Annotated in this window: 26 protein-coding genes and 1 pseudogene; 11 read left to right on the top strand and 16 right to left on the bottom strand. The window is 71.2% G+C overall.

Annotation, left to right across the window (positions count from 1 at the left end):
* Positions 1-17: 17 nt before the first annotated feature.
* Both IE182_RS29470 and IE182_RS29465 read left to right on the top strand, forming a co-directional pair.
* Positions 18-1,028, top strand: coding sequence for a C40 family peptidase (locus IE182_RS29470; RefSeq protein WP_190113038.1), 1,011 nt, complete (start codon positions 18-20; stop codon positions 1,026-1,028).
* Between the two features lie 197 nt (positions 1,029-1,225).
* Positions 1,226-1,975: a phosphatase PAP2 family protein gene (locus tag IE182_RS29465; RefSeq protein ID WP_229845221.1), complete on the top strand. Its 750-nt coding sequence runs from the start codon at positions 1,226-1,228 to the stop codon at positions 1,973-1,975.
* A 50-nt stretch (positions 1,976-2,025) separates the two neighbouring features.
* On the opposite strand, the gene IE182_RS29460 is transcribed toward IE182_RS29465, so the two are convergent.
* Positions 2,026-2,268: a hypothetical protein gene (locus tag IE182_RS29460; protein ID WP_190113060.1), complete on the bottom strand. Its 243-nt coding sequence runs from the start codon at positions 2,266-2,268 to the stop codon at positions 2,026-2,028.
* An 89-nt stretch (positions 2,269-2,357) separates the two neighbouring features.
* Between IE182_RS29460 and IE182_RS29455 the strand changes: the two genes are divergently transcribed.
* Positions 2,358-3,416 carry an SCO4651 family lipoprotein gene (locus tag IE182_RS29455; protein ID WP_229845220.1) on the top strand — a complete coding sequence of 353 codons (1,059 nt, stop codon included), beginning with the start codon at positions 2,358-2,360 and terminating at the stop codon, positions 3,414-3,416.
* Positions 3,417-3,526: 110 nt separating this feature from the next.
* Positions 3,527-3,724, top strand: coding sequence for a hypothetical protein (locus IE182_RS29450; protein ID WP_190113036.1), 198 nt, complete (start codon positions 3,527-3,529; stop codon positions 3,722-3,724).
* A 314-nt stretch (positions 3,725-4,038) separates the two neighbouring features.
* Here the strand turns inward: IE182_RS29450 and IE182_RS29445 are convergent, their stop codons facing one another.
* The gene (locus IE182_RS29445) at positions 4,039-4,419 is read right to left on the bottom strand and encodes a metal-sensitive transcriptional regulator (RefSeq protein WP_190113035.1); all 381 of its coding nucleotides are present in this window, start codon (positions 4,417-4,419) and stop codon (positions 4,039-4,041) included.
* Positions 4,420-4,685: 266 nt separating this feature from the next.
* On the opposite strand from IE182_RS29445, the gene IE182_RS29440 reads away from it, so the two are divergent.
* Both IE182_RS29440 and IE182_RS29435 read left to right on the top strand, forming a co-directional pair.
* The gene (locus tag IE182_RS29440; protein ID WP_190113034.1) at positions 4,686-5,306 is read left to right on the top strand and encodes a DUF47 domain-containing protein; all 621 of its coding nucleotides are present in this window, start codon (positions 4,686-4,688) and stop codon (positions 5,304-5,306) included.
* A gap of 6 nt (positions 5,307-5,312) precedes the next feature.
* Entirely contained in the window at positions 5,313-6,311 is a 999-nt protein-coding gene (locus tag IE182_RS29435; RefSeq protein ID WP_190113033.1) for an inorganic phosphate transporter, read from the top strand.
* A gap of 127 nt (positions 6,312-6,438) precedes the next feature.
* On the opposite strand, the gene pstB is transcribed toward IE182_RS29435, so the two are convergent.
* The 4 genes from pstB to pstS form a co-directional block, all read right to left on the bottom strand.
* Entirely contained in the window at positions 6,439-7,218 is a 780-nt protein-coding gene (pstB, locus tag IE182_RS29430) for a phosphate ABC transporter ATP-binding protein PstB (protein WP_190113032.1), read from the bottom strand.
* Positions 7,219-7,250: 32 nt separating this feature from the next.
* Complete coding sequence (gene pstA, locus IE182_RS29425; protein WP_190113031.1) at positions 7,251-8,336, bottom strand: phosphate ABC transporter permease PstA; 1,086 nt, start codon at positions 8,334-8,336, stop codon at positions 7,251-7,253.
* Positions 8,333-9,331 (bottom strand): phosphate ABC transporter permease subunit PstC, encoded by a 999-nt coding sequence (gene pstC, locus IE182_RS29420; protein ID WP_190113030.1) that lies wholly within the window; start codon positions 9,329-9,331, stop codon positions 8,333-8,335. The genes pstA and pstC overlap by 4 nt, the downstream gene beginning before the upstream one ends.
* A 193-nt stretch (positions 9,332-9,524) precedes the next feature.
* The gene (pstS, locus tag IE182_RS29415) at positions 9,525-10,655 is read right to left on the bottom strand and encodes a phosphate ABC transporter substrate-binding protein PstS (protein ID WP_190113029.1); all 1,131 of its coding nucleotides are present in this window, start codon (positions 10,653-10,655) and stop codon (positions 9,525-9,527) included.
* 332 nt (positions 10,656-10,987) lie between these two features.
* Between pstS and IE182_RS29410 the strand changes: the two genes are divergently transcribed.
* Both IE182_RS29410 and IE182_RS29405 read left to right on the top strand, forming a co-directional pair.
* A complete protein-coding gene (locus tag IE182_RS29410) occupies positions 10,988-12,106 on the top strand; it encodes a C40 family peptidase (protein ID WP_229845219.1) in 1,119 nt (372 codons plus the stop codon).
* Between the two features lie 232 nt (positions 12,107-12,338).
* Positions 12,339-13,598 (top strand): PP2C family protein-serine/threonine phosphatase, encoded by a 1,260-nt coding sequence (locus IE182_RS29405; RefSeq protein ID WP_190113027.1) that lies wholly within the window; start codon positions 12,339-12,341, stop codon positions 13,596-13,598.
* A gap of 19 nt (positions 13,599-13,617) precedes the next feature.
* On the opposite strand, the gene IE182_RS29400 is transcribed toward IE182_RS29405, so the two are convergent.
* From IE182_RS29400 to IE182_RS29385, 4 genes are all read right to left on the bottom strand, one after another.
* Positions 13,618-13,962 (bottom strand): DUF2516 family protein, encoded by a 345-nt coding sequence (locus IE182_RS29400; protein WP_190113026.1) that lies wholly within the window; start codon positions 13,960-13,962, stop codon positions 13,618-13,620.
* A 104-nt stretch (positions 13,963-14,066) separates the two neighbouring features.
* Entirely contained in the window at positions 14,067-14,636 is a 570-nt protein-coding gene (locus tag IE182_RS29395) for a hypothetical protein (protein WP_190113025.1), read from the bottom strand.
* Between the two features lie 16 nt (positions 14,637-14,652).
* Complete coding sequence (locus tag IE182_RS29390) at positions 14,653-15,048, bottom strand: helix-turn-helix domain-containing protein (RefSeq protein ID WP_190113024.1); 396 nt, start codon at positions 15,046-15,048, stop codon at positions 14,653-14,655.
* A 229-nt stretch (positions 15,049-15,277) separates the two neighbouring features.
* The gene (locus tag IE182_RS29385; RefSeq protein ID WP_190113023.1) at positions 15,278-16,129 is read right to left on the bottom strand and encodes a LysR family transcriptional regulator; all 852 of its coding nucleotides are present in this window, start codon (positions 16,127-16,129) and stop codon (positions 15,278-15,280) included.
* 95 nt (positions 16,130-16,224) lie between these two features.
* On the opposite strand from IE182_RS29385, the gene IE182_RS29380 reads away from it, so the two are divergent.
* The gene (locus IE182_RS29380) at positions 16,225-16,956 is read left to right on the top strand and encodes an SDR family oxidoreductase (protein WP_190113022.1); all 732 of its coding nucleotides are present in this window, start codon (positions 16,225-16,227) and stop codon (positions 16,954-16,956) included.
* A 193-nt stretch (positions 16,957-17,149) separates the two neighbouring features.
* Here the strand turns inward: IE182_RS29380 and IE182_RS29375 are convergent, their stop codons facing one another.
* From IE182_RS29375 to IE182_RS29365, 3 genes are read right to left on the bottom strand one after another with little or no spacing between them, the layout of a single operon-like run.
* Positions 17,150-17,566 carry an arsenate reductase ArsC gene (locus IE182_RS29375; RefSeq protein ID WP_268249643.1) on the bottom strand — a complete coding sequence of 139 codons (417 nt, stop codon included), beginning with the start codon at positions 17,564-17,566 and terminating at the stop codon, positions 17,150-17,152.
* On the bottom strand, positions 17,559-18,662 hold the full coding sequence (arsB, locus tag IE182_RS29370) for an ACR3 family arsenite efflux transporter (RefSeq protein ID WP_190113021.1): 1,104 nt from the start codon (positions 18,660-18,662) through the stop codon (positions 17,559-17,561). Before arsB ends, IE182_RS29375 begins: the two co-directional genes overlap by 8 nt.
* Positions 18,659-19,051, bottom strand: coding sequence for an ArsR/SmtB family transcription factor (locus IE182_RS29365; RefSeq protein ID WP_190113020.1), 393 nt, complete (start codon positions 19,049-19,051; stop codon positions 18,659-18,661). The genes arsB and IE182_RS29365 overlap by 4 nt, the downstream gene beginning before the upstream one ends.
* Positions 19,052-19,131: 80 nt before the next feature.
* On the opposite strand from IE182_RS29365, the gene IE182_RS29360 reads away from it, so the two are divergent.
* Positions 19,132-19,623 carry an ArsI/CadI family heavy metal resistance metalloenzyme gene (locus tag IE182_RS29360; protein WP_190113019.1) on the top strand — a complete coding sequence of 164 codons (492 nt, stop codon included), beginning with the start codon at positions 19,132-19,134 and terminating at the stop codon, positions 19,621-19,623.
* Here the strand turns inward: IE182_RS29360 and IE182_RS29355 are convergent.
* Positions 19,578-20,804, bottom strand: a complete 1,227-nt coding sequence (locus IE182_RS29355; protein WP_190113018.1) for an ankyrin and HEAT repeat domain-containing protein — start codon at positions 20,802-20,804, stop codon at positions 19,578-19,580. The two genes, IE182_RS29360 and IE182_RS29355, sit on opposite strands and share 46 nt — an antisense overlap.
* 28 nt (positions 20,805-20,832) lie before the next feature.
* On the opposite strand from IE182_RS29355, the pseudogene IE182_RS32295 reads away from it, so the two are divergent.
* A pseudogene (locus tag IE182_RS32295) lies at positions 20,833-20,934 on the top strand (GNAT family N-acetyltransferase); the annotation flags it as partial.
* 44 nt (positions 20,935-20,978) lie between these two features.
* On the opposite strand, the gene IE182_RS29350 reads toward IE182_RS32295, so the two are convergent.
* Both IE182_RS29350 and IE182_RS29345 read right to left on the bottom strand, forming a co-directional pair.
* Positions 20,979-21,815, bottom strand: a complete 837-nt coding sequence (locus IE182_RS29350; protein WP_190113017.1) for a pentapeptide repeat-containing protein — start codon at positions 21,813-21,815, stop codon at positions 20,979-20,981.
* Between the two features lie 97 nt (positions 21,816-21,912).
* Positions 21,913-22,067, bottom strand: a 155-nt coding sequence (locus IE182_RS29345; protein WP_190113016.1) for a phosphoenolpyruvate carboxylase, incomplete at its 5' end; no start/stop codon positions are given.

Genomic DNA, 22,067 nt, shown 5'->3' with positions numbered 1-22,067 from the left:
TGGGGGAAGGTTGACGGGTGCGGAAGCTCTGGGTGGGCGTGGGCGCAGGCATCGCGATGTGCCTGTGCTTCGTCGGGCTGCTCGTGATCGGGGTGTACGTGGCCGCCGGGAACATCATGGGCGCGGGCGGCGGGGGCACGGTCGGACTGGCCAAGGGCTCGGTGCCGGACCAGTACCAAACCCTCGTGACCAAGTGGGGCAATCTCTGTCCCGCCCTCAACCCCGCGATCCTCGCCGCGCAGCTCTACACCGAGAGCAACTGGGATCCGACGGCCGAGAGTCGTGCCGCCGCGCAGGGGATAGCGCAATTCATCCCTGAGACGTGGGCGACCGAAGGAATAGACGGCAACGGTGACGGGAAGCGTGACGTGTGGGACCCGTCAGATGCCATTCCGTCAGCCGCCTCCTACGACTGCCAGTTGGCCAAGGACGTGAAGGGCGTGGCGGGCAATCTGACCGACAATATGCTCGCCGCGTACAACGCCGGCCCGTACCGCGTCATCAAGGCCGGCGGCATCCCGTCGATCAGCGAGACCCAGGGCTATGTGAAGTCCATCCGCAGCCTGGAGAAGAGCTTCGCCCGGCCCGTCGGCAGGGTCGCGCCCTCGCAGGCGGCGGCCGGAGCCATCTACTACGCGCAGGACAAACTCGGCACGCCGTACCTCTGGGGCGGAGACGGGACGAAGGAGGACGGCGGGCGCTTCGACTGTTCGGGGCTGACCAAGGCCGCGTACGCCTCGGTCGGGATCGAGCTGCCGCGTGTCGCGAACGACCAGTGGAACGCGGGAGCGCACCCCAAGCGGGAGGAACTGCTGCCGGGTGACCTGGTCTTCTTCGCCCACGACCTGAAGGATCCGCGGACCATCCACCACGTGGGTCTGTACGTCGGGGGCGGGTACATGATTCACGCACCGCGCACGGGGGCCGTGATCCGGTTCGAGAAAGTCGACGCACAACCGGACTACATCGGGGCGACCCGGGTCACGGAGGACGGAGCGAAGGCGCTCCCGAAGAACAACAGGGTCTGAACGGCGGACCCTGCACCCGGGCCGCGGGTCACTCTTGGGTAACGTCCTGGTGATCATTGGGTGGAGAGTGGAACGCCTGGCCGGAGTCGGGCGTTCCATGAAAGTGGCAAAGCAGCGCCGTCGGCTGCGGCGCACGGACCACGGGGGTCGGTAGCTGGACTGGACGTAGCGACAGGCGACAGATAGGGGCCGGGGCGATGGCTGGACTCGTGACGGGAGACTCCATGCCGGTGGCCGGGGGCGAATCGAACCCCGACGTCAGCCTGCTCTACGACATCAACGGCATGGCCAAGGACGCGCCCCACTGGGCCGACCGCACCGTGGAGTTCATCGGCGAGTACGGGATCGTCCTCGGGCTCGCCGTGCTCATGGTCTGCGCCTGGTGGAGCATCCGCAGGAGCGCGGACGCCCCCGCGGGCGTCGCCGCGCTGCTGTGGGCGCCGCTCGCGGCCGGGATCGCGCTGCTGATCAACATCCCCATCCGCGGGTTCGTCCGGCGGCCCCGGCCCTTCCTCGACCATCCGGGGCTGGACGTTCTCGTCGACGGGAAGAAGGACTTCTCCTTCGTCAGCGACCACGCGACGTTGACGATGGCCCTGGGCGTCGGTTTGTTCGTAGCAAACCGGAAGTACGGATTCATTGGGATCGGCCTGGCGCTCCTCGAAGGTTTCTGCCGCGTCTACATGGGTGTGCACTACCCCACGGACGTCGTCGGCGGGCTCGCCCTGGGCACGGCCGTGGCGCTGCTCCTCGCGCCCCTGGCGATGATGCTGCTCACCCCGCTCGCCCGGATGGTCGCCGGCACACGCGCTGCCCGGCTCGTGCGGTCGAGGCGCGCGCCCCTGCCGGTGGTGCCGGCAGCCGGTGCCTACGACGCGCCCGACGACGGCGACGCGTCGCTTTCCGGCCGCCGGTCGTACCGGCACGACCGGGACCTCGCCGCGTAGCCGACGGGGTCGGGGCCTGGGCCTGGGTGCATTTTCTTCCGGTGGCCCGTTCAGTCCGTTGATCCGCCCGGCGGGCCCGCCGGTCTCGGGCCGGGCACCTTGCCGTCCGTTGCCGTTGCCGCTGCCGCCGTTGCCGTGGCCAGGTGCGTGCCGGCGTCGTCGCGGGCCAGGGAACGGGCCCGGCGGGCCGGGCCGTACCAGCCGCAGCTGCAGCGGGCCGTGCAGAACGAGCCGCGCTCGCTCGTGCTGATGGTGTGTTCGGCGCCGGGCGGCGCGAAGGCTGGTTCGGACACGGGACCACGCTACCCGGCCGTGACGGTGACCCCGGGGCGGTCGTTGAAGAGAACGGGTTCCACCAGCGTGCGGCAGGGGGCTTACGTTCATGGCGGTGCAGGTGCACAGGCGCAAGGGCGCGGTCGTCGCCGGCGCCCTGGCGGGCAGCCTCGCCCTCGGGCTGCTCGCGGTGTGCGGCTGCGCCGGGCGCGGGCCGGGTGGCGGTCCGGTGGGCGACGCCGCCCACGGCCGCGGCAGCAGTCAGGTCCGGCAGGTGCGCGAGGCGGCCGGTCCGGCCGCCGACCCCGCCCGGGCGCTCGCCGCCGTGCGGCACGCCCCGACGGCCTTGGCCAGGGCGGGTGGCGCCAGGGTCCGTACGTCCATGGAGACCGTCAGCGGCGGCACCCGGCTGACCATCCGGGGCCGGGGCGTCTACGACTTCGCCCGGCCGGTCGGGCGGCTCACGGTGATGCTGCCCGAGGGCGCGGCCGGCCGGGCCGGGCACCGGCCGATCACGGAGGTCTTCGCGCCCGGCGCGCTGTACATGAAGAACCGCGGCGCGGGTGTCCCCGCCGGCAAGTGGGTACGGCTCGACACGGGCGCCCTCGCGGACGGCGACCTCCTCACCAGCGGGGCCACCGACCCGCTGGCCGCGGCCGAATTGCTGGGCGGGGCGCGTGAAGTGGCGTACGCGGGGGAGGAGCGGATCGACGGGGTCCGCGTGGCGCACTACTGGGGGACGGTCGACCTCTCCCGGGCCGCGCAGGCCGCACCCGAACGGGACCGGGCGGCGCTGGCCGCGGCGGCGAAAGGGTTCTCCAGTGGCACGGTGGGCTTCGACGCGTACCTCGACGAGCAGGGCAGGCCGCGGGTGCTGCGCTATCGGTTCGGCATGGCGGAGGCGGCGGCCGCCGGGGGCGCCGGACGGCGGCCGGCGATGACGGCCGCGGCGCCGGCGGCGGTGGTGCCGTCGGGGGCGTCGGCGGCTCCGGCAGCGTCCGTCGCCTCGGCGGGCGAGAGGGTGGCGGCGGCCCGGCCTTCGGGGCTGCCGTCACCCATGACGGTGGTTTCGACCGTCGAGCTCTTCTCCTTCGGATTGCGTCCGGACATTGCGTTGCCGGCACCAGCCGAAATCTATGCGGGCACGGTCGCTTCGCCGCAGAAATAGGGCGGCAGGGCGTAGTTGGCCATGGAAATGGTCCTTCTGTGCCATGCGCGGAGTCTGTACCGATCACTACGCTGGAAGCGGCGGTAGTGGGACCCGAGGAGGTGCATCACGTGGTTTCGCGGCGCGGTCCGTCCGGCGGGCCGGATCCCGTGGCCCTCATCGAGATCGATCTCTACGGCGAATTGATGATCGCGGCGTCCAGCGCCGCGGAGGAGCGTCTCAGTACGGACCGCATCGACGAGGTGCTGAGAGTGGTCCGCCGGCAGCGCGGCGAACCGCCGGAGGGGTCCGGCGGGGCGGAGAGCTGACGGCGCCCGTCCCGACGGCCCTGGCCGTCGGCCGGGACCCGGCTGAGCACGGCCCCGCCGTGGCCGCGACCTGCAGGCTCACCGGCCGAGGCCGCGCACCGCGGCTTCACCGGCCCGGCCCCCGGGTCGGTCGGCCCGCTCCCCGGTCATGGGGGTCCCGGCCTCGTCTCCGGTCGGTCGGCCCGGCCCCCGGCCATGGGGCCCTGGTCCGGCCTCCGGCCGGTCGGCCAGCCCTCCCGGTCAAGGGGCCCCGGCCCGCCCCCCGGCCAGTCGGCTCGCCCCCAGCCAAGAAGACAAGGCCCAGCCCCCGCCGCTCAGGTCCGCAGCAGGCGGGCGATCGCGGCGCTCGCCTCCTCTACCTTTGCGTCGATCTCCGTGCCGCCCTTGAGGGCCGCGTCCGCCACGCAGTGGCGGAGGTGTTCCTGGAGGAGTTGGAGGGCGAAGGACTGCAGGGCCTTGGTGCCCGCCGAGACCTGGGTGAGTATGTCGATGCAGTAGACGTCCTCCTCGACCATGCGCTGGAGGCCGCGGATCTGGCCCTCGATGCGGCGCAGGCGCTTGAGGTGCTGGTCCTTCTGCTTGCTGTAGCCGTGCGGGCCGGACGGGTGGGCGTGGTCCGCCTCGGGGGCGTCGCCGTGGCAGGACGCCGCGGCCTGTTCAGTGGTGCTGGTCACTGTGGCCTCCGTGGGCGTCATGGCGTTCTCCGTCGTCCTGCCGGCGCTTCCGCGCTGGTCATCGCGGGTGGCGGAGGCGGCGCCGCGCCGGGCGGCCGCGTTCCGGCTGTACGCCGTTTCCTATACCCCTGCCGGGTATATGGTACCGAAATTCGCCACCACAGACCCGTACCGCCTTCGTGAGCACTCTGCCCGATGGGCGACACTGAGGGAATGCCAGTTAGCTGTGGCTGGATGATGCGCCTAGCATCAACGAGACCGAATCCGCTGCACCCCGAGGATCCCACGTGCGCTTTCGTCTGACCCCCAGGGAGACGAGCTTCTACGACATGTTCGCCGCCTCCGCGGACAACATCGTCACGGGCTCCAAGCTCCTGATGGAACTGCTCGGAGCGGAAACCTCCGCCCGGGCCGAGATCGCCGAGCGGATGCGGGCAGCGGAGCACGCGGGGGACGACGCGACGCACGCGATCTTCCACCAGCTGAACTCCTCCTTCATCACGCCGTTCGACCGCGAGGACATCTACTCCCTCGCCGGTTCGCTCGACGACATCATGGATTTCATGGAAGAGGCGGTCGACCTGGTCGTCCTCTACCAGATCGAGGAATTGCCGAAGGGCGTCGAGCAGCAGATCGAGGTTCTCGCCCGGGCCGCCGAGCTGACGGCCGAGGCGATGCCGAACCTGCGGACCATGACGAACCTCACGGAGTACTGGATCGAGGTGAACCGGTTGGAGAACCAGGCCGACCAGATTCACCGCAAGCTCCTCGCCCAGCTCTTCAACGGCAAGTACGACGCCATCGAGGTGCTCAAGCTCAAGCAGATCGTGGACGTGCTGGAAGAGGCCGCCGACGCCTTCGAGCACGTCGCCAACACGGTCGAGACCATCGCGGTCAAGGAGTCCTGACCCCCGGTGGATACGTTTGCGCTCGTCGTGACCATTGCGGTCGCGCTCGGCTTCACCTATACGAACGGCTTCCACGACTCCGCGAACGCCATCGCGACGTCGGTCTCCACGCGGGCGCTGACCCCGCGGGCGGCCCTCGCGATGGCGGCGGTGATGAACCTCGCCGGTGCCTTCCTCGGCAGCGGGGTCGCCAAGACCGTCAGCAAGGGCCTGATCGAGACGCCGGTGGGCGACAAGGGGATGGGCATCCTCTTCGCCGCCCTGATCGGCGCCATCGTCTGGAACATGGTCACCTGGTACTTCGGCCTGCCGTCGTCCTCCTCGCACGCCCTGTTCGGCGGCATGGTGGGCGCGGCGCTCGCGGGCGGTACGACCGTCATCTGGTCGGGCGTGGTCGAGAAGGTCGTCATCCCGATGTTCCTCTCGCCGTTCGTCGGCCTGATCATCGGCTATCTGGTGATGGTCGCGATCATGTGGATGTTCCGCAGGGCCAACCCGCACAAGGCCAAGCGCGGCTTCCGTATCGCGCAGACCGTCTCGGCCGCCGGCATGGCGCTCGGCCACGGTCTGCAGGACGCGCAGAAGACGATGGGCATCGTGGTGATGGCCCTGGTCATCGGTGACGTGCAGGGCAAGGACGAGGCGATCCCGCTGTGGGTCAAGCTCGCCTGTGCCATCACGCTGTCGCTCGGTACGTACGCCGGTGGCTGGCGCATCATGCGCACCCTCGGCCGTCGCATCATCGAGCTGGACCCGCCGCAGGGCTTCGCCGCCGAGACCACGGCCGCCTCGGTCATGTACACGGCGTCGTTCATGTTCCACGCGCCGATCTCCACGACGCACGTCATCACCTCCGCGATCATGGGCGTCGGTTCCACCAAGGGCCCGCGGGCCGTGCGGTGGGGCGTCGCGAAGAACATCGTGATGGGCTGGTTCATCACCATGCCGGCCGCGGCCGTCGTCGCCGCGTTCAGCTACTGGATCGTGAACCTGGCGTTCGGATAGCCGGCCCGGTACGCACCGGCCGGTGCGCACGCAGGCGGAAGGGCCCGCCCCCTGGTACGAGCAGGGGGCGGGCCCTTTTGCCTTGCGGCGGCACCGCCATGCAGCGCCGCAAGGCGATCGTGGCGGCCTAGCCGAAGCGGCCGGAGATGTAGTCCTCCGTGGCCTGGACCGACGGGTTGGAGAAGATCCGCTCGGTGTCGTCGATCTCGACGAGCTTGCCCGGCTGGCCGACGCCCGCGAGGTTGAAGAAGGCGGTGCGGTCGGAGACGCGGGCCGCCTGCTGCATGTTGTGGGTGACGATGACGATCGTGAACCGTTCCTTCAACTCGCCGATCAGGTCCTCGATGGCGAGGGTGGAGATCGGGTCCAGCGCCGAGCAGGGCTCGTCCATCAGCAGGACCTGCGGCTCGACCGCGATCGCGCGGGCGATGCACAGGCGCTGCTGCTGACCGCCGGAGAGGCCGGCGCCCGGCTTGTTCAGGCGGTCCTTGACCTCCTTCCAGAGGTTGGCGCCCTTGAGGGACTTCTCCACGATCGTGTCCAGCTCCGCCTTGCGGACCCGGCCGCCGTTGAGGCGGATGCCCGCGGCGACGTTCTCGTAGATCGACATGGTCGGGAAGGGGTTCGGCCGCTGGAAGACCATGCCGACCGTGCGGCGCACGGAGACGGGGTCGACGCCGGCGCCGTAGAGGTTCTCGTCGTCCAGCAGCACCTTGCCCTCGACGCGGCCGCCGGGGGTGACCTCGTGCATGCGGTTCAGGGTGCGCAGGAAGGTGGACTTGCCGCAGCCGGAGGGGCCGATGAAGGCGGTCACGGAGCGGGGCTCCACGGTCATCGAGATGTCCTCGATGGCCTTGTGGGAGCCGTAGTAGGCGGTGAGGCCGCTGACGTCGATTCGCTTGGCCATGGGGATCACTACTTCTTTCGTACGGCGGGCGGTCAGCGACCGGCCTTGGGGGCCTTCCAGCGGGCGATGCCGCGGGCCACCAGGTTCAGGATCATGACGAAGGCGATGAGGACCAGGGCCGCGGCCCAGGCGCGGTCGTAGCTGGCGTCGTTGCCGGCCGCCCACTGCTCGTAGATGTAGTACGGCAGGGAGGACTGGGCGCCTTCGAAGGGGTTGTTGTTGATCAGCTGGGAGCCGAAGACCAGGAGGACGATCGGGGCGGACTCGCCGGCGATGCGGGCGACCGAGAGCATCACGCCGGTGGCGATGCCGCCGATGGCGGTGGGCAGGACGACCTTGAGGATCGTGCGCCACTTCGGCACGCCGAGGGCCAGGGACGCCTCGCGCAGCTCGTTGGGGACGAGCTTGAGCATCTCCTCCGTGGAGCGGACGACCACCGGCATCATCAGGATCGCCAGGGCCATCGACCCGGCGAAGCCCGAGTAGCCGTTGTCCAGCATCAGGATCCAGAAGCTGAGGACGAACAGACCCGCGACGATCGACGGGATGCCCGTCATGACGTCGACGAAGAAGGTCACCGCCTTGGCGAGCCGGCCGCGGCCGTACTCGACCAGGTAGATCGCTGTCAGCAGGCCGATCGGGGCGGCGATGGCGGTGGCGATGCCGACCTGCTCCAGGGTGCCGATGATGGCGTGGTAGACGCCGCCGCCGGGCTGGATGGTCAGGACGCCGCCCATGGAGTGGGAGAGGAAGCCGCCGTCGAGGACGGAGCTGCCGCGCGAGACCGTCTCCCAGATCAGGGAGACCAGCGGGACGACCGCGAGCAGGAAGCAGACCCACACCAGGCTGGTGGCGAGGCGGTCCTTGGCCTGCCGGACGCCCTCGACGCGGGTGGCGAGCGCGAACGTCCCGGCGACGTAGAGGACCGCTGCGAGCAGGCCCCACTGGATGCGGCTGCTCAGTCCCGCGCCGGCGCCGATCCCCACGCCCACCGCGAGCGCGGCGGCCGCGATGGCGGCCGGGGCCCAGCGGGGCAGGCGGGGCTGGTGCAGGCTCGACGAGGACCGCCGGGCGCCGGGGACGGCGCCGGAGGGCTGGTCCATGGCTACCTCGCTCATGCCGTGTACTCCTTGCGGCGGGCGATGATCAAGCGGGCCGCGCCGTTGACCAGCAGGGTGAGGACGAAGAGGACGAGACCGGAGGCGATCAGGGCGTCCTTGCCGATCTCGCCGGACTCCTTGAAGCTGCTCGCGATGTTCTGCGCGAACGTTCCGCCGCCCGGGTCGAGCAGGCTCGTGCCGATCTCGAAGCTGGGGGAGAGGACGGTGGCGACGGCCATCGTCTCGCCGAGGGCGCGGCCCAGGCCCAGCATGGAGGCGCTGATGACGCCCGAGCGGCCGAAGGGCAGGACGGCCGTCCTGATGACCTCCCAGCGGGTCGCGCCGAGCGCGAGGGCGGCCTCCTCGTGCATCTTCGGGGCCTGCAGGAAGACCTCGCGGCTGACGCTGGTGACGATCGGCAGGATCATGATCGCCAGCAGGATGCCGATGGTGAAGAGCGAGCGGGCGGCGCCGTCGTGGTACGCGAAGATCCCGGTCCAGCCGAAGTAGTCGTCCAGCCAGCTGTAGAGCCCGCCGAGGTGCGGCACCAGGAACAGCGCGCCCCACAGGCCGTAGACGATCGACGGGACGGCGGCGAGCAGGTCGATCACGTACGACAGCGGGGTGGCGAGCTTGCGCGGCGCGTAGTGCGAGATGAACAGCGCGATGCCGATGGCGACCGGTACCGCGATGGCCATCGCGATGACCGAGCTGACGACCGTGCCGAAGGCCAGGACGGCGATGCCGAAGACCGGCGGGGTGGAGTTGGCGCGCCACTCGAAGGTGGTGAAGAAGTTGCCCTCGTTGTGGGAGAGGGCGCTGGCGGCGCGGATGGTGAGGAAGACCGCGATGGCGGCCATGATCGCCAGGAGCAGGATGCCGGACCCCCGGGAGAGGCCGAGGAAGATCCGGTCGCCGAGGCGGGTGGTGGTGCCGCCCTGCCGCTCGGCGGGGTCCGGGGCGTTGCCCGGGCCGGGCGGTGGGCCGGCTGCGGTGGCTGAGGTTATGTCCATGGGTTTCTCCGGTCTGCGGAGCCGGTCGCCTCCGGTGGTCGGGGCGGGTGGCTCCTGGCGCGGCGGTGCACCGGGAGGGGGCGGGCGTCACTCCGGCGCCGTGGCCGGCTCCCGGGCCGGCCCGGGAGCGTGGGCTCCGGGCCGGGTCCGGGCGTGGGGTGCGCTCTGCCCCGTGTCAGGAGCGTCGGGAGCGTCAGGAGAGGCCGGCGACGGTCTCGCGGACCTTCGTGGCGATCTCGGCGGGCAGCGGGGCGTAGCCCAGGCCCTTGAGGACCGACTGGCCGTCCTCGCTCGCGATGTAGGTCAGGAAGGACTTGGTCGCCGGGAGGGTCTCGGCCTTGTTGCCCTGGTCACCGACGATCTCGTACGTCACCAGGGTGATCGGGTAGGCGCCCTCGGCCTTGGTGGTGTAGTTGAGCTTGAGCGCCAGGTCCTTGCCGGTGCCCGCGATCTTCGCCTCGGCGATGGCCTTGGAGGCGTTGTCGGAGGTGGCCTCGACCGGGGCGGCGGCGCCGGTGTTGAGCTTCACCGTCTTGATCGAGTTGGCGGTGGCGTAGGAGAGCTCGAAGTAGGAGATGGCGCCCGGGGTCTGCTTGACCTGCGAGGACACACCGGCCGAGCCGTCGGCGGACTGGCCGCCCTTGGCCTTCCACGCCTTGGCGGGCTCGTACGGCCAGGACTTGTCCGCGGCGGCCTTGAGGTACTTGGTGAAGTTGTCGGTGGTGCCGGACTCGTCGGAACGGTGGAACGCCTGGATCTTGAGGTCCGGGAGCTTGGCGTCCTTGTTCAGCTTGGCGATCGCCTCGTCGTTCCACTTCTCGATCTTGCCGTCGAAGATCTTGGCGAGCGTGTCGGCGTCGAGGACCAGGTTGTCCACGCCCGGGACGTGGTAGCCGATGGCGATGGGGCCGCCGAGCAGGGGCAGGTTGATGCCCTGACCGCCCTTGACGACCTCCTTGGACTTGGCGACCTCCTCCGGCTTGAGCGCCGAGTCGGAGCCCGCGAAGGCGGTCTTGCCCTGGAGGAACTCCTGGATGCCCGCGCCCGAGCCGGTGGGCTTGTAGTTGACCTGGACGTCCTTGCAGGCGGCCATGAAGTTCTTGACCCACAGGTCCATGGCGTTCTTCTGCGCGGACGAGCCGGAGGCCAGCAGCTGACCCTTGCCCTCGCACTTGATGTTGCCGGCGGCCTTGGTCGAGCCGCTGCCGCCGCCCTCGCCGCCGCCGTTGTCGTCCGAGCCGCACGCCGTGAGGACCAGGGCACCGGAGACGGCGATGGCGCCGAGGGCGACGCTGCGAAGCCGGTTCTTGCGCTGAAGCTTCACTTTCGGGGGTTCCTTCCGGGAGCCGCCGCGGGGGCGGCGTGCGAGAGGTTGGTGTTGCTGTTCCGCTCTGTACGGGCGAGGGCCGGTGGGGTGGTGTGGTCCGCACCCTCTACGGCCGAAATTAGGCAGATCAGATGAAGCGGTCGATGGGGAAGAGTGAACGCAGGGTGAACCTCGGCCATCGGGGTGGTGGCTCCGCTTCGGGCCGGTTCCCACTGCAGTGTGACGCAGGTCTCTGTCGGTTTCCGGGGGGACGTGACAGCATCCGAACTTCGTGTGACGGCGTGTCAGGCGCGGGGGCGGAGTCGCGGAGGTGTCCGGTGGGGTTTCCGGTGAGGCGGAGCGGTGGCATCGACGGCGGGGCGGTGACCGGGCGGCGACGCCTGGCCGTGGCGACCGCCCTGGTCGGCGCACTGATCAGCGCGGGAACGGTCGTTCTGGCCGCCCCGGTGGCACACGCCGACCCCAGACCTCCGCAGCCTTCCGCGACCGGCACGCCCGCCGCCTCCTCGCCGCGCCTGGAGGAGGTGCACAAGGAGGTGGAGGCCCTCTACCGCAAGGCCGAGGCCGCCACGGACGCCTACAACGCGGCCGGTGAGCAGCTGCGGCTGCAGGAGAAGTCGGTCGCCGACCTCAACCGCCAGGTGGACGCCGCCCGGCAGCGCATGGAGCGGCTCCGCAAGGAGACCGGGGCCCTGGCGCGCGCCCAGTACCGCAGCGGCGGCCTCACCCCGCAGGCCCAGCTCTTCTTCAGCGCCTCGCCCGACACCTTCCTGAACGGCGTCGCGCTGGCCCGCAAGGGCGAGCAGGCCACCCGCGGGCTGCTCGCCCAGGTGGAGGCCGTGCGCGCGGAGCTGGAGGGGTACGCCAAGGCCGCCGACGAGCGCCGCCGGGCCCTGGAGGGCGAGCGCCGGAAGAAGGAAGCCGCGAAGAAGGAGGTCGAGGCGCGGCTGGAGGAGGCGAAGAAGCTGGAGTCCCGCCTGGAGGAGAAGGAGCGGGAGCGGCTGCGGCAGCTGGAGGAGGAACGGGCCCGCCAGGCGCAGGCGAAGTGGCTCGGCACCGACGCCGGCAAGGGCCTGGCCGGCCGGGGGTCCGCCGCGACCGGTGACGGAAAGCGAGCGGTCGACTTCGCGACCGCGCAGATCGGCAAGAACTACGTCTGGGGCGCCGAGGGCCCCGACACCTACGACTGCTCCGGCCTGACGCTCAAGGCGTGGGCGGCGGCCGGGCGCGCGATACCGCGGACCTCGCAGGAGCAGTGGCGGCAGCTGCCGAAGGTCGACGTGAAGGACATGCGCGCCGGGGACCTGGTGATCTACTTCGGGGACGCCAGTCACGTGGGGATGTACGTGGGTGACGGAACGATCGTGCACGCGCCCCGGCCGGGCCGCCAGGTCACGCTCGCGGGCGCCGGCACGATGCCCATCCTCGGGGTCGTACGCCCGGGATAGGGGCGGCCACGCGGAGTGATTTCGTACGCTCGTACGACGTGATGTTTGTCATCGCGCGGTCCTCCGTATGGGGGCCTTCCTGCGTCAATTGCCCTTGTGGCGTGGGCATATGACAGAGGCGGGTGGCTCCGTACCATTCCGTTCGGCAGGGCTCTGGCGCTAGGGTCACCCTCGGTGCCCGCCCCTCGGCGAGGCGCCGTGCCCTCGGGGGGAGGGGAAGGAAGCCGAAGTGATGCCCGTACCCGTGCCGAGGCAGGCGGAGCCTCCCGTCGTGCTGCCCGACGGCGGGCTGACGCTGCTGGTGATCGAGGACGACCCGGCAGGCTCGCTGTCCTGCCCGGACATGGCGGACATGTCGGGGACGGCCGGCGCGCCCGTCCGCATCCGCACCGCCCGCAACCTCACCGAGGCGGAGCGGCTGCTCACCGACGACGTGCAGTGCATCCTCCTCGACCTCGCCCTGCCGGCCACGGACCACCCGTCCGGGCGGCCGGCCGGTGAGCCGGAGCGGGCGGAGGGGCCGGACGAACTGGCCACCCTGCGCCGGGTGCTGCGGCTCGCCCCGCACCACGCCGTGCTCGCGCTGACCGCCGAGGCGGACGCCGAGCGGGCGGCGGAGGCGGTCCGCGTCGGCGCTCAGGACTACCTCTTCCGCGACGAGCTCGACGGGCGTGTCCTCAGCCGGGCCATCCGCTACGCCGTCGAGCGCAAGCGTGCGGACTTCGCGCAGCGGCAGCTCACCGAGACGCGGCTGCTGGCGCAGGAGAACGCCCGCCTGGAGCGCGGTCTGCTGCCCCATCCGCTGCTGGCCGGCTCGGACCTGCGCTTCGCCGCCCGCTACCGCCCCGGCCGCAGCCGGGCCCTGCTCGGCGGCGACTTCTACGACACGGTCCGCACGCCCGACGGAACGGTGCATGCGATGATCGGCGACGTGTGCGGGCACGGCCCGGACGAGGCGGCGCTCGGCGTCGAACTGCGCATTGCGTGGCGTGCGTTGACGCTGGCCGGACTGTGCGGCGACGAGCTGCTGGCCACGCTGCAGGAGGTGCTGGAGCACGAGCGCGCGGACGAGGAAATCTTCGCGACGCTGTGCACGGCCGACATCGCCCCCGACGGCCGTTCGGCCGCCGTCTGCCTGGCCGGACACCCGGCGCCCTTGCTCGTACGCCCCGGCGAGGCCCCTGTCCTGCTGCCGCAGGATGACGGCGGCCCGGCGCTGGGCCTGCTCCCGGACGCCCGCTGGCCGCACCGCGAGGTCGAACTGGGCGACGCGTGGAGCCTGTTGATGTACACCGACGGCCTGATAGAGGGCAGGGTCGGCGAGGGGACGCGACGGCTGGGCCAGGAGGGCATGATCGATCTGGTGGCCCGCCAGGTGAAGGAGGGCCTGCACGGCGAGGAGCTGCTGGAGGCGGCCGTCTCGGAGGTGCAGGCGCTCAACGGCGGGGAGTTGACGGACGACCTGGCCGTGGTGCTCCTCGACCGGGGCTGACGCCCCCGCGTGCGGGAGGTCAGCGGCCGCCGTTGTACGGGCCGTAGGGGCCGTCCGAGCTGGAGCCGCCGCGTCGGCGCGGGCCGCCCCGGCCGGAGACGTGGCGCAGGGCGGGGCGGACGTCGACCATGTAGACGATGGTGGCGATCAGGCCGAGGACCGGCAGGAAGGCCAGGATGCCGAAGAGCAGGTTCACGACGGCCGCGAGGCCGAGGATGATCAGCCAGAAGCCCTTGGACTGCTTGTCGGCCGCCCGGTAGGCGTCCTCGCGGCGCACGGCGGCGTCGAGGAAGGCCACGGCTGCGAAGACGAGCAGCCCGACCGAGATCCAGGACAGGACGTGGCCGAAACCCTCCACCAGCATGCGATCCACCTCTTCTGCGTGCGTCTGCTGCCCACCGTACCGGGAGAACGATCCGGGCACGCGAGGCGTGCCCGGATCGTTTCGCTGCTGCTACCGCTGACCGCTTACTGGTCGCCGGTCTTGGCGTCCGCCTTCTTCGCGGCGGGCTTGCGGGTGGCGGCGGGCTTGCGGGCGGCGGGCTTGCCGTCGGCCTCGGCCTCGGCGTCCGCGGCGGGCTGCTCGTCCTTGGCGGCCGGGGCCGGCTCCGGGTCGGGCTCCACGGCGACGGCGATCTCCGTGATCTCCTCGGCGGCCTCGCCGCGCCAGGTCTGCACGGCGGTGCGGCCGCGCTTGACCAGCTCCTCGAAGCCGTCGTTGGCCTGCGCCGCCACGGTGACGACCTGGCCGAAGCCCTGGAGCACCAGGTCCTGGGCGGTCTGGCCCAGCTTCTTGACGTCGGTGTCGATCGTCCCGACGATCTCGGTGGCCTTCGCGGTCACCTGCGTCTGCACCTGCTTGGCCTGCTGCGCCACCCGCTCGCCCAGGGCCTTGGGGTCGGTGTTGCGCAGCTTCTCGAAGCGCTCGGGCGCCTCGGTGACGAACTGCCCGATCTTCTCGGCCGCGAGGTCCGCGGCGCCGGCCGCGGCGTAGGCGGTGTCGGTGGCGGTCTTGCGGATGTCCTGGGTGATGGCCATGTCGAGGGTCTCCGGATCAGCTAGAAGGTGTGCTGTGGTCGTCCGTCCTGCCCGGCCCGTCGGTCCCGAGGGCGTTCTCCTTGCGGAAGGACTCGTAGATCTGGAGCAGCACCTGCTTCTGCCGCTCGTTGATCGAGGGATCGGCGAGGATCACGCTGCGGACCTCTGCCTCGTCCCGGTCGCGTTCGTCGAGGATCCCGGCCTGCACGTACAGCGTCTCGGCGGAGATCCGCAGCGCCTTGGCCAGCTGCTGCAGGATCTCGGCGCTCGGTTTGCGCAGCCCGCGCTCGATCTGGCTGAGGTACGGGTTGGACACTCCCGCGGCATCCGCGAGTTGCCGCAGCGTCAGCTGCGCGGTACGCCGCTGCTCGCGGAGGTACTCGCCGAGATTGCCGACGTTGAGTGAGGCCATGCGGCGATCCTGCCGGACGTTGCTAACTTTTGCAAGCAGGTGCTTGCAAAAGTAGCCACCGGGGGGCTCTTGGGGGTCTGAGGCTGAGCACGATAGGTGTCGCTTTTGCATGTGAGCCGAAGCGCGGTAGTTGTCACGTAGGCCGCTGGTTGTCACCGGCGGCGTTGTGGGTGGTCGTCGATCGCTGAGCCGGGCCACGACAGGTGGGACCCGGCCAGGCATGGTGGAACTACTGGAGACGTGTCGCCGTGCGGACAAGGTCGGCGACGGCTCTGGACCGGCTGTGTGGTGGCCATGCGATCACGGTGGTGACTTTCGGCGCGTCCAGCACGGGCACGGCGGCGAGGTCGCCGTGCAGTTGGGTCCGGCACGACTCCGGTGAGACCGCGCAGGCCCGGCCGAGCGCGACGAGCTGCAACAACTGTGCGTGGTCGCGGACCTGCGGGCCGGGGCCGGGCGGGTAGGTGCCGTCGCGGTCGGGCCAGCGTGGCAGGGGCAGGCCCGGCAGCCCGGTGATGTCGGCCATGTGCACATGGGCCCGGACGGTGAGCGGATGCCCGGCCGGCAGAACCGCAACCTGGCCCTCTGTGCTGAGTACTTCGGTGTGGAACCCGGCCGTCGAGTCGAACGGCTGGTGCAGCAGCGCCACGTCGGCCCGGCCCTCACGCAGAAGTCGTTCCTGCTCGGCCGGGCCGCACAGGATGACGTCGACGGGGACCGCGCCGGGTTCGGCGGCGTACGCGTCGAGCAGCTTCGCCAGCAGTTCGCGGGACGCGCTGGCTTTCGTCACCAGGACCAGGCCGGGACGGCCGGTCGCGGAAAGGGCGGCGCGGCGGGTCCGGCGCTCAGCAGCGTCGACCGCGTCGAGGGCGGCCCGGCCCTCGGCCAGCAGCACCGAGCCGGCCTCGGTCAGCGTGACGGTGCGGCTGGTCCGATCCAGCAGCGTTGCCCCGAGCCGGCGTTCGAGCTGCTGGATCGCCCGCGACAGAGGCGGCTGCGCGATCCCGAGCCGCTGCGCGGCGCGCCCGAAGTGCAGCTCTTCAGCGACCGCAACGAAATATCGCAGTTCCCGGCTCTCCATCCGGCCACGGTACCCCGGATCAATACCCGGACGGTATCGTTGCCCACCTGATCGGTCTTGGACCCCAGCCGGAGTCCGTGGGCAGCATGGTCCCTATGAGTGAACGAACGATTGCGCTGGTCACCGGCGCGAACAAGGGAATCGGCTACGAGATCGCCGCGGGCCTGGGCGCCCTCGGCTGGAGCGTCGGCGTCGGCGCCCGCGACGATCAGCGCCGTGAGGCCGCGGTGGAAAGACTGCGCGCGGCCGGCGTCGACGCGTTCGGCGTACCACTGGACGTGACCGACGACGCGAGCGCGACCGCCGCCGCACGGCTGATCGAGGAACAGGCCGGGCGCCTCGACGTGCTCGTCAACAACGCCGGCATCGCCGGAGGCATGCCGCAGGAGCCCACCCGGGTCGATCCCGCCATCGTACGGACGGTCGTGGAGACCAACGTGATCGGCGTCATCCGCGTCACCAACGCGATGATGCCGCTGCTGCGCCGCTCGGCCTCACCACGGATCGTGAACATGTCCAGCAGTGTCGGCTCCCTCACCCGGCAGTCAGGAACCGCTGCTGAGCAGACTACGGGTCCGATCGCCGTGGCGTACGCGCCGTCGAAGACGTTCCTGAACGCCGTCACCCTCCAGTACGCCCGGGAACTGAGCGGCACGAACATCCTGATCAACGCCGGCTGCCCCGGCTACGTCGCGACCGACCTCAACGGCTTCCACGGCGTGCGCACCCCCGAACAGGGCGCGGCGATCGCCATCAAACTCGCGACCCTGCCCGACGACGGCCCGACCGGCAAGTTCTTCGAAGACGCCGGCGTAGTGCCCTGGTGATGTGAACGGCGGTCATCGCCCGCCAGGTGAGGCGGCTTCGCCCGCGCGTGAAGGGCAATTCACCGCCGGTGGCAAGCAGCATGACCATTCGGTGCCAATAATCGTGCCCCGGGGACCCTCGGGCCCGCCGCGCAGATCAGACGACCGGTGGAGCGAGGGCGCCGCTGGTGACAACTATCGTCCCTCGGCTCAGTCAGCCTGCCTCGATGCCGAGGTCGGCGAGCAGTTCGCGGACGCGCCGTTCGATCTCGTCGCGGATGGGGCGGACGGCGTCGACGCCCCGGCCGGCGGGGTCGGCGAGCTTCCAGTCGAGGTAGCGCTTGCCGGGGAAGTACGGGCAGGCGTCGCCGCAGCCCATGGTGATCACCACGTCCGAGGACTGCACCGCTTCGACGGTGAGGACCTTGGGGGTTTCGGCGGAGACGTCGATGCCGACCTCCCGCATGGCGTCCACGACGGCCGGGTTGACCGCCCGGGCGGGCGCGGAGCCGGCGGAGCGGACCTCGACGCGGCCGGCGCCGAGGTGGGTGAGGAAGGCGGCGCCCATCTGGGAGCGTCCGGCGTTGTGGACGCACACGAACAGCACCGAGGGCTTGGGGAGTTCAGACACGGGTGGAGCCTTCCGGGGCGGCGGCGGGCAGGCCGGCGGTGGGTGGGGGGAAGTGGCGGCGGGCGGCCAGGGCGACGTGGACGAGGCCGATGAGGACGGGGACCTCGATGAGGGGGCCGACGACTCCGGCGAGGGCCTGTCCGCTCGTGGCGCCGAAGGTGGCGATGGCGACCGCGATGGCCAGCTCGAAGTTGTTGCCCGCCGCGGTGAAGGCGAGTGTCGTCGCCCGTGGGTGGTCCAGGCCGACGGCGCGGCCGAGGGCCATGGACCCGGCCCACATGAGGGCGAAGTAGACCAGGAGCGGCAGTGCGATGCGGGCGACGTCGAGCGGGCGCGAGGTGATCGCCCCGCCCTGGAGGGCGAAGAGCACGACGATCGTGAAGAGCAGGCCGTACAGGGCGAACGGGCCGATGCGCGGGAGCAGCTTCGCCTCGTACCAGGTGCGGCCCTTGGCCTTCTCGCCGAGGCGGCGGGTGAGGTATCCGGCGGCGAGCGGGATGCCCAGGAAGATCAGGACGCTGCGGGCGATCTCCCGGACGGATACGTTCAGGCCGGTGGTCTCCAGGCCCAGCCAGCCGGGCAGGACGGAGAGGTAGAACCAGCCGAGTGCGGAGAATGCGATCACCTGGAAGACGCTGTTGAGCGCGACCAGGACGGCGGCGGCCTCGCGGTCGCCGCAGGCCAGGTCGTTCCAGATGATCACCATGGCGATGCAGCGGGCCAGGCCCACGACGATCAGCCCGGTGCGGTACTCGGGCAGGTCCGCCAGGAACAGCCAGGCCAGGGCGAACATCACCGCCGGACCGAGCACCCAGTTCAGCGCCAGCGACGGGATCAGGAGGCGTCGGTCGCGGGTGACGGTGTCGAGGCGGTCGTAGCGGACCCTGGCCAGCACCGGGTACATCATCACCAGCAGGCCGAGTGCGATCGGCAGCGAGACCCCGGTGACGGTCACCTCCGCCAGCGCGTCGCCCAGCCCGGGCACGAGGCGGCCCAGGCCGAGGCCGACGCCCATCGCGAGCAGGATCCACGCGGCCAGGTAGCGGTCGAGGAAAGACAGCCGGGATCCCGGCGGAGTCGTGTCCCGGCCGGTCACGAGGGGGCCTCGGCCGGCTCGGGCGCCTGTCCGGCAGGGCGGGTGAGGAGCGCGGCGAGGCGGTCGGTCATCTCCGGCAGCACCCGGTAGTACACCCACGTCCCGCGCCGCTCGGAGGCGATCAGCCCGGCCTCGCGCAGCAGCTTGAGGTGGTGGGAGATCGTCGGCTGCGCCAGGTCGAACGCCGGGGTCAGGTCGCAGACGCACACCTCGCCGCCCGCGCGCGAGGCGATCATCGACAGCAGCCGCAGCCGGACCGGGTCGCCCAGGGCCTTGAAGACCTTCGCCAGCTCGACGGCCCGGTCCTCGGGCAGCGGCGCGGTCAGCAGGCGGGGGCAGCAGCCGTCGGGGCCGTCCTGGCCGAGCACCACGAACTCTTGATTCGACATGTGTCTATGTTGACATTCTTCGATTCAAGGCGCAACCTTGTATCGAAGTCGATCGATGCAAGCTGATCGAGGAGATCGCCATGTCCCGAGTCCAGCTCGCCCTCAACGTCGCCGACCTCGAAGGATCGGTGGCCTTCTACTCCAGGCTCTTCGGCGTCGAGCCCGCCAAGCGCCGACCCGGCTACGCGAACTTCGCCATCGCCGAACCCCCGCTCAAGCTCGTCCTCATCGAAGGCGAGCCCGGCCAGGACACCCGCCTGGACCACCTCGGCGTCGAAGTCGGGACCACCGGCCAGGTCGCCGCCGCCACCGGGCGACTGAAGGAAGCCGGCCTGGCCACCTTCGAGGAGAACGACACGTCCTGCTGCTACGCGCTCCAGGACAAGGTCTGGGTCCACGGACCCGGCCGCGAGCCCTGGGAGGTGTACGTCGTCAAGGCCGATGCCGGCACGCTCGGCACAGGACCAGCCCGGACCGATGCCTGCTGTACGGGGGATCGGCCGGCAGCGTGTGCCTGCGGTGCTGGTCAGTCCGTCCGGCGGTGGCGCCGTACGTCGTCCAGCTGCCAGTAGTACGGCGAGGTGTCGTCGACGGGCTCCAGGGCGGCCAGCACCTCGTCGCCGCGGGGGTCGTCGCGCTGCGCCAGCTGCACCGCGGCCGTGACCCGCACGGGTTCCGCCTCGTCGCCGAGCCGGGCGGCGAGGGCGTCCGCAGCGGTGGGCGAGCCCTTGGGGGCGGCTTGGCCGAGGGTGTGGCAGGCCGTTTCGCGGACCGTGGCGTCCGTGTCCTGTGTGCACGCCACGACAGTGGCCAGTGCGCCGGGGTCGCCCGCGGCGACCGGCCTGTGCAGGCCGGCGACTGCTGTCCCGCGGACCTGGCCGTCCGGGTGGCGGGTGAGCGCGGTCATCGGCTGCTCGGACCGGGGGTCCCACGCGTTGGACAGCGCCGCGGTGAGGGACCGCATCACCCGGGGGTCCTCCTCCCGTGCCGCCCAGGGCAGGAGGAGGTCGACGAGCGGCTCGTCGAAGGACTCGTCCTCGCTCTCGTCGAAGAGGACGACCGCGTACAGCAGTTCGGCGCCGAAATACCTCTCCATGGGGTCCGGGCGGGTCTGCAGGGCGGCCGCCTCGTGCCAGACGGCGGGGTCGTGGCGCTCCCGGAGCGTGTGCACGGTCGCCCACCACACGGGGTGGTCGGCGTCCGGCTCGGCCAGGGCCCGTTCCATCAGTTCGGCGAAGGGCGGCATGATCCCGTACCCGGGCTCCAGCCCGGTGAGGATCGTGGCGTGTCCGGTGCGCACCGTCAGCCCGCCGAGCGAGAGCTCTTCGCAGACCGCCCCGGACTCGCGGTGCACCGTCCGGCGCGCCACCGGCCCCGACGCGCCGGTCCGGCGGCGCAGTTCGGCCTCGGCGCCCACCGCGTGCCAGTGCCGGGCCAGGGCCAGGGCGTCACGGCCCTCGGGGTCCTTGAGCCGCAGGTCTGCCCCGCGCCGGACCAGCGTCGCCGCGATGTCGTCGGCGCCCAGGTCGATCGCCCGCACCAGCGGTGTACGGCCGTCGGCGGCGGGGAGGTCCAGCCGGGCCCACCACATCAGCTGGTCGACGACCGTCCCGGCGAAGGCGTCCACCGCCAGGCACAGTGCCGGAGTGCCGTGCTCGTCGACGGCGTCGGGGTCGGCGCCCCCGGACAGCAGCGCGTACAGCGCCTCGTCGTCCCCGTTCCGTACCGCGGCGATCAGTGGTGCCTCGGCCAAAATTCCGTACCGCCTCTCGCGCGACGCTGTCTACGACGCCGACGGCCGGCAGGTCGCCTACGCGCGCGTCGTCACCGACCTGGCCACCTTCACATGGCTCTGCGACGTGTTGCGAAGGCCGGGTTCACGCCCGTCCAGGACTCCGGGGCGTGGATGTCCATGACCTTCGAGTGATCACCAGTGCGCGGGGCGGGTCAGCGACGACGGGAGCCTGGTCGCGCCGTTGCCCCGGGCCGCGTTCAGCTGGGGCTGGGTGAGGAATATCGACTCGGTCAGGTCCGCGCCGGCGAGGTTGGCGTCCCGCAGGTCCGCGCCGATCAGGTCGGCCATCCGCAGGTCCGCCCCGGTGAGGTCCGCGGCGATGAGGTACGCCCCGCGCAGATTGGCGCCCCGCAGGTCCGCGCCCTTGAGCCGGGCCCCCATCAGGTCGGCGCCCCGGCGGTCCTTCGTCTTCCGGCCGGCCTTCGCCCGTACGAGCTCGCTGGTGCGCAGCAGCACGGTGTTGACCTTCTGCCGGTGCGCGGCCACGTCCACCGTCGCCAGGCCGTCGGCGTCCAGCAGGGTCAGGCGTTCGGTCTCCTCCAGGAGCCGCCCGGCCTCGGCGTGCACCGGGCGGGCCGCCGGCAGCGTCAGGGCCTCGCTCAGGTACCAGAGCAGCTCCTGCAGCTGCCGCACGACCGGGAACACGTCGAACATCTGCTGCGCCGTCTCCGGGGCCTGCCGCCAGTCGCGGCCCGCGAACGTGTGCTGCGAGACCTTCTGGCCCGCACCGAAGCAGTCGTAGACGGTGCAGCCGCGGAAGCCGCTCGTGCGGAGGCGGGTGTGGATGCCGCAGCGGAAGTCGGACTGGAGGTTGGTGCAGGGCTTGCCGGCGTTCTTGTTGACCGCGAAGTCGGCGGAGGCCGCGAAGGGGAGGGCGACGCAGCACAGGCCGAAGCAGTTCGCGCAGTCGCCGAGGAGGGGGAGGCGGCTGCGCGCGCCGGGGCTGGTGGCGGAAACGTTCTCGGACACGGTGTGTCGCTCTCCCTGCGCCCGGGGGCGGCTCGACTCTGACTCGACCTTCGAGTCTAACCTTCCGGCCCAGGCCGCCCACCAGGCATTTTCCGCGTCAGCCGGTGTTGCGGAGCCCTGCGGCGATGCCGTTGACCGTCAGGAGCAGGGCCCGGGAGAGGAGCGGGTCGGGTGTCTCGCCGCGTTCGGCTGCGCGGCGCTGGCGGTCGAGGAGGGTGACCTGGAGGTAGGAGATCGGGTCGAGGTAGGCGT

Origin of the sequence: Streptomyces cinnamoneus, assembly GCF_014650495.1 — a bacterium.
Lineage (GTDB): Bacteria > Actinomycetota > Actinomycetes > Streptomycetales > Streptomycetaceae > Streptomyces > Streptomyces cinnamoneus.
The sequence above is the reverse complement of the archived record's forward strand: the minus strand, read 5'-3'. Positions and strand labels throughout refer to the sequence as shown.